Origin of the sequence: Nonomuraea harbinensis (genome assembly GCF_019396385.1) — a bacterium.
In the GTDB taxonomy this organism is placed as follows: Bacteria; Actinomycetota; Actinomycetes; order Streptosporangiales; family Streptosporangiaceae; genus Nonomuraea; species Nonomuraea ferruginea.
Window position 1 is genome coordinate 20,433 of record NZ_JAHKRN010000072.1, and the last position, 11,031, is coordinate 31,463.

General features: G+C 71.2%; 11 protein-coding genes. 5 read left to right on the forward strand and 6 right to left on the reverse strand.

Features of this window, described 5'->3' with window-relative positions; all coding sequences use genetic code 11:
• Window positions 1–57: 57 nt before the first annotated feature.
• Both KME79_RS40795 and KME79_RS40800 read right to left on the reverse strand, forming a co-directional pair.
• On the reverse strand, window positions 58–2,400 hold the full coding sequence (locus KME79_RS40795) for an AAA family ATPase (RefSeq protein WP_219551339.1): 2,343 nt from the start codon (window positions 2,398–2,400) through the stop codon (window positions 58–60).
• A gap of 66 nt (window positions 2,401–2,466) precedes the next feature.
• Window positions 2,467–3,363, reverse strand: coding sequence for a haloalkane dehalogenase (locus KME79_RS40800; protein ID WP_219551341.1), 897 nt, complete (start codon window positions 3,361–3,363; stop codon window positions 2,467–2,469).
• 209 nt (window positions 3,364–3,572) lie between these two features.
• On the opposite strand from KME79_RS40800, the gene KME79_RS40805 reads away from it, so the two are divergent.
• Together KME79_RS40805 and KME79_RS40810 are read left to right on the forward strand one after the other, a co-directional pair.
• Window positions 3,573–5,102 carry an MFS transporter gene (locus KME79_RS40805; protein WP_148030148.1) on the forward strand — a complete coding sequence of 510 codons (1,530 nt, stop codon included), beginning with the start codon at window positions 3,573–3,575 and terminating at the stop codon, window positions 5,100–5,102.
• A gap of 35 nt (window positions 5,103–5,137) precedes the next feature.
• The gene (locus tag KME79_RS40810; protein ID WP_219551343.1) at window positions 5,138–5,842 is read left to right on the forward strand and encodes a DoxX family protein; all 705 of its coding nucleotides are present in this window, start codon (window positions 5,138–5,140) and stop codon (window positions 5,840–5,842) included.
• On the opposite strand, the gene sthA is transcribed toward KME79_RS40810, so the two are convergent.
• Window positions 5,839–7,242, reverse strand: a complete 1,404-nt coding sequence (gene sthA, locus KME79_RS40815) for a Si-specific NAD(P)(+) transhydrogenase (RefSeq protein WP_219551345.1) — start codon at window positions 7,240–7,242, stop codon at window positions 5,839–5,841. The two genes, KME79_RS40810 and sthA, sit on opposite strands and share 4 nt — an antisense overlap.
• Window positions 7,243–7,293: 51 nt before the next feature.
• Window positions 7,294–7,545: a metallothionein gene (locus KME79_RS40820; protein WP_148030145.1), complete on the reverse strand. Its 252-nt coding sequence runs from the start codon at window positions 7,543–7,545 to the stop codon at window positions 7,294–7,296.
• A gap of 145 nt (window positions 7,546–7,690) precedes the next feature.
• Here KME79_RS40820 and KME79_RS40825 point away from each other — a divergent pair, with 145 nt between their 5' ends.
• Entirely contained in the window at window positions 7,691–8,143 is a 453-nt protein-coding gene (locus KME79_RS40825) for a carboxymuconolactone decarboxylase family protein (RefSeq protein ID WP_219551347.1), read from the forward strand.
• A 281-nt stretch (window positions 8,144–8,424) separates the two neighbouring features.
• Window positions 8,425–8,598 (forward strand): hypothetical protein, encoded by a 174-nt coding sequence (locus tag KME79_RS40830; RefSeq protein WP_219551349.1) that lies wholly within the window; start codon window positions 8,425–8,427, stop codon window positions 8,596–8,598.
• Here KME79_RS40830 and KME79_RS40835 read toward each other — a convergent pair.
• Complete coding sequence (locus tag KME79_RS40835; RefSeq protein WP_246641255.1) at window positions 8,595–9,242, reverse strand: pyridoxamine 5'-phosphate oxidase family protein; 648 nt, start codon at window positions 9,240–9,242, stop codon at window positions 8,595–8,597. The genes KME79_RS40830 and KME79_RS40835 overlap by 4 nt on opposite strands.
• 42 nt (window positions 9,243–9,284) lie before the next feature.
• Window positions 9,285–10,382: a PrsW family intramembrane metalloprotease gene (locus KME79_RS40840; protein WP_219551351.1), complete on the reverse strand. Its 1,098-nt coding sequence runs from the start codon at window positions 10,380–10,382 to the stop codon at window positions 9,285–9,287.
• 137 nt (window positions 10,383–10,519) lie between these two features.
• Here KME79_RS40840 and KME79_RS40845 point away from each other — a divergent pair, with 137 nt between their 5' ends.
• Window positions 10,520–10,918 carry an ester cyclase gene (locus tag KME79_RS40845; protein WP_219551353.1) on the forward strand — a complete coding sequence of 133 codons (399 nt, stop codon included), beginning with the start codon at window positions 10,520–10,522 and terminating at the stop codon, window positions 10,916–10,918.
• Window positions 10,919–11,031: the final 113 nt, after the last annotated feature.

Genomic DNA, 11,031 nt, shown 5'->3' on the forward strand with positions numbered 1-11,031 from the left:
CATATTGCTACAGGATGCGATGGCCGCCGCGCAGGCGAGTGCCAAAGAGGGGTCTGGTTAACGTCCGGAAAGCTCGTCGACGGCGGTGCGGACGTCGTCGCTGGTGATCGTCGTCAGCTCGGCGGCGCTGGCCGGCTCCTCCGCCGAGGCGCCCGCGGCCAGCCGCACGTCGCGGCGCATCGCGGCGCGCTCGAACAGCGACCTGGCGAACCGGCCGTTGCCCAGCCCGTCGATCAGCCGTTCCTCGCACACCCAGGTGAAGACCTCGTCGAGGTCGTTGAGCGCGTCGTCGTCGAAGCGGTCGCCGGCCTGCTGGGCGAGCAGCACGGCGATCTCGGTCAGCTCGCGCGGCGCGTAGCTGGGGAAGGCGACCCGCTGGTTGAAGCGGCTGGACAGCCCGGGGTTGGTGGCGAGGAAGGCGTCCATCTCGCGCTCGTAGCCGGCCAGCACGATGACCAGCCGGTCGCGGTCGTCCTCGGCGCGCTTGAGCAGCGTCTGCACGGCCTCGGCGCCGAAGGCGTCGCCGCCGGAGTAGCCGGGGTTGACCAGGCTGTAGGCCTCGTCGATGAAGAGCACGCCGCCCAGCGCCCGGTCGACCAGCTCGTTGGTCTTGATCGCGGTCGCGCCGAGGTGCTGGCCGACCAGGTCGGCGCGGTGCGCCTCGACCACGTCGGGCCGGGCGAGCAGGCCGAGCGCGGCGAAGACGCGGCCCAGCACCCTCGCGACGCTGGTCTTGCCGGTGCCGGGCGGGCCGGCGAACACGAAGTGGCGCATCTGGGGCGGGGTGGGCAGCCCGCGCTCCTGCCGCATGCGGGCCACCTGGAGCTGCGCGGCGATGGCGTGGACCTGCCGTTTGACGGGGGCGAGCCCGGCCATCCGGTCGAGGTCGGCCAACGCCTCCTCCAGCGTAGGGGTGGCGACGTAGCCGCGGAAGCGGGCGGTGAGCTCGTCGAACGCCTTGGTCACGTCGGCGGTGGTGGTGGTCACCAGGTCCTGGGTGGTCGGCGTGCCGCCCGCGCCCACCACCCGCACGTCGCGGGCCTGGGCCGCGGCCTCGACCAGGCTGCGGGCGAACCTGGCGTTGCCCAGCTCGTCGACCAGCCCGCGGCGGTGGACGTCCTCGTACAGGCCGAGCAGCGCGGCCTTGGCGTCGTCGCCCATGGTGTCGCCGCGCCTGCGCTGCAGGAGCTCGGTGATCTGGGCCAGCTCGGCGGCGGAGTAGGCGGGGAAGCGCACGCGGGTGGCGAACCGGCTGGCCAGCCCGGGGTTGCTGGACAGGAACGAGGTCATCTCCTGCTCGTAGCCCGCCAGGATGATGATCAGCCGGTCGCGGTCGTCCTCGGCGCGCTTGAGCAGGGTCTGCACGGCCTCGGCGCCGAACCGGTCGGGCTGGCCGTCGGAGGAGTTGATCAGACCGTACGCCTCGTCGATGAAGAGCACGCCGCCCAGCGCCCGGTCGACCAGCTCGTTGGTCTTGATCGCGGTCGCGCCGAGGTACTCGCCGACCAGGTCGGCGCGCTGCCCTTCGACCACGTAAGGGGTCTCCAGCAGGCCGAAGGCGTAGAAGATCTTGGCGAGGGTGCGGGCGACGCTGGTCTTGCCGGTGCCCGGCGGGCCGACGAACACGAAGTGGCGCACCGGACGGCCCGCGGTGTAGCCGGCCTCGGCGCGCAGCCGGGAGGCCTCGATGGAGGCGGCGATCGAGCGGACCTGCTCTTTGACCGGGGCGAGGCCGATCATGGCGTCGAGCTCGGCGAGCGCCTCCTCGACCGAGATCTGCGGCAGGCCCTGGGCCTTCTCCGGCTGCGCCTCGGGCCTGCCCTCGCGGGCGCGCACCCGTACCCGCTCCTCCGCGCCCAGCTCGGCCCTGGCCCGGCGGGCGAGCAGGAAACGGTAGCCGAGCACGACCGCGGCGGCGCCGTAGGCGACCCAGACGGCGAGGTTCTCCGAGACGAGCGAGAGCGCGGCGGCCAGCGCGCCGGCGGGCACGAGCGCGAGCAGCGCGGTCACCCACGGGGTGACCCAGCGGATCAGGTGGGCGGCGACGGCGACCGGCACGGCGAGCAGCATGAGCAGGGTCGGCGCCATCGGCTGCGCGGGGAAGAGCGGGGAGAAGAGCGGCAGCAGCGCGATCCAGCCCGCCAGGACGAGCACGGTCGCCGCGGCCTGCGGGAAGCGGAGGGTGAGCGCGACGAAGCAGAGGATGAGCGCGGTGGTGAGGAACGTGTCGAGCAGGTCCCAGCCGAGCGCCGCGCCGGTGCCGACCGCCCCGATGAGGATCGCCGCGTAGAGCACTCTGCGCACGGCGGGGGGAAGCCGGAAATAGCGCAGCCGCACCTGCTCGAACAGATCTCGCACCGCGGCTCGGCCCGCGGGACGGGCCCTGCCGGACTCCTGCATCACGCCTCCCCGGTGTCCGCCCCCGGTTATACCGTACGGAACCCCGGTGTGGGCGGACCTGACACGCTAGGTGGAGGTCACGAAAGCGGCTATGTGCCGGCCGAGTTCGGTGCCCGCGTCCTCCTGGAGGAAGTGACCGGCGCCCTTGATGACGGGATGCTCCAGGCCCGCGGCGCCGGCCATGGACGAGCGCAGGATCGGCGCCATGCCGCCGGTGATCGGGTCGCCGTCGGAGAACGCGACGAGGAACGGCCGGTCGAGGGTGGTGAGCACCTGCCAGGCGGCGCGGTTGGCCGGCCCGGCCGGGTCGCCGGGGGTGTGCGGGACGAGTCCCGGCATGGCGCGCGGGCCCGCCTTGTACGACTCGTCCGGGAAGGGGGCGTCGTAGGCGGCGCGCACCTCCGGGGAGAGCCGGGTGGCGCAGCCGGACTGCACGAACCGGGCGACGTCCAGGGCGGGGGCGCTCGCCACCGCGTCCTTGAAGCGGTGCCACACCTCGGGCATGGGAATGTCACCGGTCGGCAAGCCGGTGTTGGCGGCGACGATCCTGGCCACCCGGCCGGGGTGCTCGGCCGCCAGGCGCAGGCCGATGAGCCCGCCCCAGTCCTGGCCGACGAGGGTGACGCCGGTCAGGCCGAGCGCGTCGTACAGCAGGGCGCGGGTCCACTCGACGTGGCGGGCGTAGGTGTGGTCGGACGGCTCGGCGGGTTTGTCGGAGCGGCCGAACCCGACGAGGTCGGGGGCGATGGCGCGCAGTCCGGCCGCGGCCAGCTCGGGCATGACGTTGCGGTAGAGGAACGACCAGGACGGCTCGCCGTGCAGGAGCACGACGGGTTCCCCGGTCGCGGGCCCGGTCTCGACGTAGGCCATCCGCAGCCCGTCGCCGATCTCGGCGTAGCGGGGCTCGTACGGGAAGCCGGGCAGGTCGGTGAAGCGGTCGTCGGGTGTACGCAGGATCCGCATAGAACATGATTCTAGTCCGCGGGCGGCCCGGCGCGTGGAGTCCGGATACCATGAATGCCGATCCCGATAAATGGTGGCATTTCGGTCAATAGACGGACAGCCATTCCTGGATCATTCGATACCGCTGCACCCATCCCGCGGCATGCCATAAGCTGCCACGCAAGTTTTATGCGGGCCCGCTGTGAAGGGATAGGCCCGCAAGGAGGTCCATGACCGTCACCCAGGCCGTGCCCTTCGCACGCCGCGCCGGCCGCGAGCATCAGGAAAACCGCTGGAAGATCCTGGTGCTGCTCTGCGTGAGCCTCCTGCTCATCACGGTCGACGCGACGGTCCTGCACATCGCGGTCCCCGCACTCACCGCCGCCCTGGAGCCGTCAGCGGTCCAGCTGCTGTGGATCATCGACGTCTACTCGCTGATCGTGGCCCCGCTGCTCATCCTCTTCGGCACGCTCGGCGACCGCTACGGGCGCAAACGCCTGGTCATCGCGGGATTCGTGCTGTTCGGCGTGGCCTCGGCCGGGGCGGCCTTCGCCCCCACGCCGCTAGCGCTCGTCCTGGCCAGGGCACTGCTCGGCGTCGGCGGCGCGATGATCATGCCGGCCACGCTGTCGCTGATCCGCCAGGTGTTCACCGACCGCCGCGAGCGCGCCATCGCGCTCGGCGTGTGGAGCGCGGTCGCCGCCGCCGGGGCCGCCGTGGGGCCGCTCATCGGCGGCCTGCTGGTCGGCTGGTGGTGGGGCGCGGTCTTCCTGATCAACGTGCCGATCCTGCTCGTGCTGCTGCCCGCCGCCCTGCGCATGCTCCCCGAGTACCGCGACCCCGAGCCGCGCCCGTGGGACGTGACCAGCGCCGTGCTGTCCGTGTTCGGCATCCTGGCGCTGGCCTTCGGTCTGAAGGAGGCCGGGTCGGGCAGCCTGATGCCGTTCCCGGCCGCCGTCGCGGTCTTCCTGACGGGCGCGGGGCTGCTGGTGTGGTTCGCCCGGCGGCAGACCCGGCTGGAGACGCCGCTGCTCGACGTCTCGCTGTTCCGGCGGCGGGAGTTCACCACCGGCGTGCTGGGCGTGCTGCTCGGCGTGTTCGCGCTGGTCGGGCTGCAGCTGATGCTCGCCCAGTACCTGCAGCTCGTGCTCGGCGACACCCCGGTGCGCGCCGCGTTCCGGATGCTCCCGCTGGTGCTGTCGGCTGTCGCGGGCGGGCTGGTCGCCGCGCACATCCTGCCGAGGCTCGGCATGCGCGCCACCATGAGCGGCGGCCTCGCGCTCGTCGCGCTCGCCCTCACCCCCACGCTGACCTGGGGCGTCGAGGGCCATCCCGTGATGCTGGCGTGCTGCTTCGTGGGCATCGGCTTCGGTGTGCAGGTGGCGCTGCTGGCCGCCTCCGACACGATCATGTCCGCCGCGCCCGCCTCCCACGCGGGTGGCGCCGCCGCCATCGAGGGCACCGCCTACGAGCTCGGCGCCGGGCTCGGCGTCGCGGTGCTCGGCACGATCACCACCATCGCGTACGCGCCCGCGGTGCCCGACGTGCGGGGCATCCCCGGTGGGGGCATGGACCAGGCCAGGCAGTCACTCGCGGGAGCCGCCCACGTCGCCGAGGAGATAGGCGGCAGCGCCGGCGGCGCCCTGCTGAACGCGGCCCGCTGGGCCTTCGTCAACGCCCTGCACACGACCGTGGTCGTGAGCGTCGTCCTGCTCAGCCTGACCGCCGTCGCGGTGGCCATGCTGCTCCGCCGTGATTGAGGTGTGCGATGTCCCCCTTAGGGCAGTCAACAACCGTGAGACAGTCCCTCCGTGATCTCGCCGCGCTGGTGGCCCGCCTGGGAGTGGGCGGCATCTTCTTCGCCAACGGCTGGCGCAAGCTGGAAATCGGGCTGATGGAGACCGGCGTCCAGTTCCAGTCCCAGGGAGCCCCCGCCCCACGCGCCTGGGCCACGGTCACCATGCTGGTCGAATTGGTGGGCGGCGCGCTGCTGATCGCCGGGCTGATGGTGTCGGTGATGGGGCTGGTCCTGTTCGCGGAGGCGGTCGCGGTGCTGTGGGTGGCCCCGCCGCTCAACCCGATCACACTGAACGAGCTGATCCTGCTCGGCGCGGCCTCGCTGCTGCTCGCCGTGGTGGGCGCGGGCCGCGTCTCGGTCGACCACATGGTGGTGATCAGGCGGCGGGAGTCCGCGGCGGCCGACGAGTTCGCCGCCGACAAGGAGGCGGACGCGGTCATCGCCTCGCTGCGCGACCCCGACAAGCCCGCCGGCCCGCCCGCCCCGGCCAAGCCCGAGGCCACCGGGAAGAAGGAGCCGCCCGCCGAGAAACCGGCGCGCCCCCGTACCTCCAAGGAAGCGGAGCCCGCCCTCGAAGACACCGCACCGCACCCGAGGCCGCGCGCGGCGACCACCGAGGAGCCCTCCCCCTCCCCCGGCGACACGCTGGTGGCGGGCCGCAAGAAGCCGGCGCCCCGGTCGCGGCGCGCCACGGAGGACTAGAGCTCGAAGCGGGCGACGCGGCGCAGCTTGTTCATCGCGTCCAGGGCCGCGACCTTGTACGACTCCGCCAGCGTCGGGTAGTTGAAGACCGCGTCCACCAGATAGTCGATGGCGCCGCCGCAGCCCATCACCGCCTGGCCGATGTGCAGCAGCTCCGTCGCCCCGGTGCCGAACACGTGCACGCCCAGCAGCGAGCGGTCCTCGGGTGAGACGAGCAGCTTGAGCATCCCGTACGTGTCGCCGATGATCTGGCCGCGGGCCAGCTCGCGGTAGCGGGAGACGCCGACCTCGAACGGCACCTGCGCCTTGGTCAGCTCGTCCTCGGTGCGGCCGATGAAGGAGATCTCGGGGATGGTGTAGATGCCGATCGGCTGCAGCGGGGTCATGCCGGCCAGCGGCTCGTCGCAGGCGTGCTGGGCGGCGATCCTGCCCTGTTCCATGGAGGTGGCGGCGAGCGACGGGAAGCCGATCACGTCGCCGACCGCGTAGATGTGCTCCACCGCGGTGCGGTAGTGCGCGTCCACCGCGATCCGCCCCCGGTCGTCGGCGGCCAGCCCGGCCTGCTCCAGCCCGAGGTGGTCGGTCATGCCCTGGCGCCCGGCCGAGTACATGACGGTCTCGGCGGGGATCTTCTTGCCGCTCTCCAGCAGCGTGATGGCGCCCCTCGGCCGGCGTTCCACGGCGGCGACCGTCTCCCCGAACCGGAAGGTGACGGCCAGGTCGCGCAGGTGGTACTTGAGCGCCTCCACGATCTCCAGGTCGCAGAAGTCGAGCATCCGCTCCCGCCGCTCCACCACCGTCACCTTGGTGCCGAGGGCGGCGAACATCGAGGCGTACTCGATCCCGATCACCCCGGCGCCGACGACCACCAGCGACTCCGGGACCCGCTGGAGGTTGAGTATGCCGTCGGAGTCGATGATCGTCTGCTCGTCGAACTCCACCGACTCCGGCCTGGCCGGGCGGGTGCCGGTGGCGATGATGATCTTACGTCCGCTGATCTTGACGGCCCGTCCCTGCTCGTCGGTGACGTCCAGGGTGTGCGGGTCGGTGAAACTGGCGGTGCCGGTGAAGACGGCCACGTGGTTGCGCGAGAGCTGGCTGCGGATCACGTCGACCTCGCGGCCGATCACGTGCTGGGTCCTGATGCCCAGGTCGCCGACGGTGATGTCGTCCTTGACCCGGTAGCTCTGCCCGTACATCTCCCGCTGGTTGAGCCCGGTCAGGTAGAGCACGGCCTCGCGCAGGGTCTTGGACGGGATCGTGCCGGTGTTGATGCAGACCCCGCCGATCATGTTGCGCCGCTCGACCACGGCGACCCGCTTCTCCAGCTTGGCGGCGGCGATGGCCGCCTTCTGCCCACCGGGCCCGGAACCAATGACAACCACATCGAAGTCGGCCACACCGCCAGTGTGCGTGCCGGTGACGGTCTGGAGAAGCCCGAATCCCGGCTGTCAGGCGGTGGCGCCCGCCGGGACGCGGTCGACGATGCCGCTGGAGCCTTCCTGCCGGGCGCAGTGGGCGCAGCAGTACCAGTGGTCACCCGACTGGACGCCGTGGCCGATGACCTTGGTGCCGCAGTGCTCGCATACCGGCGCCATCTTGTCGATCGCGCACTGGAAGGAGTCGAAGGTGTGGGTTCTGCCCTGGGCGCGGACCTCGAACGCCATGTCGTAGTCGTTGCCGCATGACTCGCAGACAGCCATGATGATCCCCCTGATCATTAGTGATGTCCGTGCAGAGGTCTCATATCCGCAGAAGGCCGCCCTATTCAGATTTTTCCGGACTGTCACATCCAGCGGGGCTGCCCCGTCCATGTCGCGTCGGCTACGACTCACCATGGAGGTATCGATGACTCAGCGGCTCAACGTCGCGGCCCTCGCCCCCGAGCCCTACCGGGCGTTCCTCTCCGTCGAGAAGTACCTCGGCGGCTGCGGGATCCCGCACGCCACGATCGGGTTCATGAAGCTGCGCGCCAGCCAGATCAACGGGTGCGCGTTCTGCGTGGACATGCACAACCGCGAGCTGAAGAAGGACGGCGAGAGCGACGAGCGGATCTGGTCGGTGGCCGCCTGGCGCGAGACCACGGTCTACACCCCCGCCGAGCGGGCGGCGCTGGCCCTGACGGAGGAGGCGACCAGGCTCGCCGACCACGGCAAGGGCGTCTCCGACGAGGTCTGGGAGGCGGCGGCCGAACACTACGACGAGAAGCAGCTCGCGTCGCTGGTGGTGGCCGTCTCGATGATCAACGCGTGGAACCGGCTCGCCGTCACGACCCGGGCCGTCCCCGGCGGCGGCGTCTGACACTCACCGGGCGGGCGTCACGGCGCCCGCCCGGTGCGGACAAATGCGTTGAGCGTACGACGCGCGCCCGGTTAGGTTGGCGCCAGGCGAGAGGGGGCACACCCATGAAGCGCGTGCGCATCGTCAGGACGACGACCAGGCGGCGTCCGGTCCGCGGCGCGGACCTGGACCTGCGGTCCCCGTCGGGCCGCCGCCTGCCCTACTGAATTTCTGTCTTACACCGCCCTTACCCGGGTTTCTGTTAATAACATAGGTAACAGGAACATCACGGGGGGAGGACGATGAGAAGGCTGGTGACGGTCCCGCCGCGCATCGCCACGCACAAGATCCGCGACATCCGATCAGCGGCCGTGCACCGCAAGCAGGCGGCCGTCGATCCGAAGGTCGTCGACCTGCGGGCCTACACGGGCCGCAACGTGATCCGCTTCCCCGACGGCCCCACCCCCGCGGCCTAGACCTCGTAGAGCTTCTTGCGGTAGGCGGCGTCCGAGTAGTACGTCTCCAGCTCCTCAAGGGTCTCCGGTGTGGTCTGCAGCTCCTTGACCAGGGTGGCGTGCGACGGCAGCGGGTCGGGGCCCCACTTCTCCGGCCGCCAGAGCGCGCTGCGCATGAACGCCTTGGCACAGTGGAACATGATCTGCTCGATCTCCACGACCAGGGCGAGCTTGGGCCGGTGACCCTTGACGATCATCTCGTCGAAGAACGGCGCCTCCCGCACGAGCCGGGCACGGCCGTTCACGCGCAACGTCTCGTTGCGGCCGGGGATCAGGAAGATCAGGCCGACGTGCGGGTTGGACAGGATGTTGCGGAACCCGTCGGCCCTGCGGTTGCCGGGGCGCTCGGGGATGGCGATCGTGGTGTCGTCGATCACGTGGGCGAACCCGGCCGGGTCGCCCTTGGGCGAGACGTCGCAGTTGCCATCGGCGTCGGCCGTGGCGATCAGGCAGAACGGCGAGGTCGCCAGCCACTGACGGTCACGCTCGTGCAGGCGGGTGCGCTCCTTCGTCGCCGCCCGCGGCATCACTTCACCCAGCAGCTCGCGCAGCTCGGCCTCGGACTCGATCTCCACCCAGCTCATCCGCTCTCCTTTCACGCCCATCCCGGACATTGTGTCAGGAAAGCGCTTCCGGGCCAGAGAGGGTCACCAGCGGCGGGCCCGGGCCATCGCGCCCAGCAGCAGATCACGCTCGACCGCGAACCGGGCCGGATCCGTCCTCTCCCGCTCCGCGCGCAGGTGGAGCATCGTCAGCTCGGTGGCCGCCTGCTGGTAGTCGCTCATCTCACGGCCCAGCCCGGCGCCCCTGGCCCACTTGCGGGCCGCGCGACGGGCCGCGATCGTCGTCAGCATCCCCACGTCCTGCTCGGTGACCAGGCCGGTGTGACCGTACAAGGGGAGATAGGCGCCCATCCGCGAGACGAGCTGCCTGCGCTCCACCACCGTGATGACGATCAGCCCGATGAGCACCAGCATGATCACCAGGTACGCGCCGGCGACCGCCGCCAGCGACCCGCTGGAGGCCGCGCCGTTCCACAGGGCGTGCAGGAAGACCGCGCCCAGATAGCCGAGCGGGATCGCGGCGAACCGGGCGGCGTTGCGGCGCGTCAGCGCGTACGCCACCCCGACCCCGATCATCGACGTGTAGACCGGGTGGCCGAGCGGGTCGATCAGCCCGCGGATGACGAACAACTGGAAGGCCGCGCCCGCCCCTTCCTCACCGAAGGCCGTCAGGTAGTAGCCGACGTTCTCCACGGTCGCGAAGCCCAGCCCGGCCATGGAGGCGTACACGATGCCGTCCGTCAGCCCGTCGATCTCCCGCCGCCGGCGCAGGAGCAGCAGCAGCGCGGCACCCTTCAGCGCCTCCTCGATGACCGGCGCGAGCACCACCGCGCTGATGAGGTTCACGGCCTGCTGGCCGTAACCGGCGCGGGCGAACAGCTCGATGCCCACGACGCTCAGCAGGATGGCCAGCCCCACCGCCACCCCCGCGCCCCAGCTGAACGAGAACGCCAGATGCAGCTTCGGCTCCGGCTCCAGCCGGTCGAGCGAGAGCACCGCCGCCAGCAGCACCGGCAGCGGCGCGATGGCCAGCAGCGCCGACAGACCGAAGCCGACGGGCCCGCCGCTCAGCAGCAGCACCGCGAGCACGCCCAGCGCCAGCAGGCCGGACAGCACCAGGGCGATGATCAGCGCCTTGCTGGGCCGCTGGTCGAGCATCGGGGTTCGCGGCGGAACCGTCATGGCAGGCCCTCCCTTTCCATGGACACCCAGCATGTCGCGTCCTGATCGACGCCCGGTTTCAGAACGGTTGACGAAACCATGGCGAACACGCGCCGAGCAATCTATCGAAGCCCCGTACCCGGGTAGAGGTCACCGGCATGATGGCGAAACTGTACGAGCGATGGCTGCTCCACCTGTGGCAGGGCGAATTCTCCCTCGCCCACGAACTCGTCACCCCCGGCTTCGTCGGCCACTGGCCGGGCATGGACGTGCACGGCCCCGACCAGCTGATCGAGACGCTCCGCCAGGGACACGAGCCGTTCGACGACGTCACGATCACCCTCGACGTCGGCCCCGTCGTCGAGGGTGACCACGTGGCCGCCCGCTGGACCTTCGCCGGCGCCTACCGGGGCGGCATGCCCGGCGCCACCGCGGCCCCCGGCACCCGGATCGCCTTCAGCGGCCACGACATCCTGCGCGCCGAGGACGGCAGGTTCGCCGAGTACTGGGTCATCTCCGACATCCAGTCGCTCTCCCGCCGGCTCGGGACGGGCTGACACGCCCCGACCCTGGTGACGGCGCCGCGGCCGGAAGCGCTGGTGCTGCGCTATTTCGAGGACCTGCCGGATCACGAGGTGGCCCGCCGGCTCGGCTGCTCGGTCGGCACGGT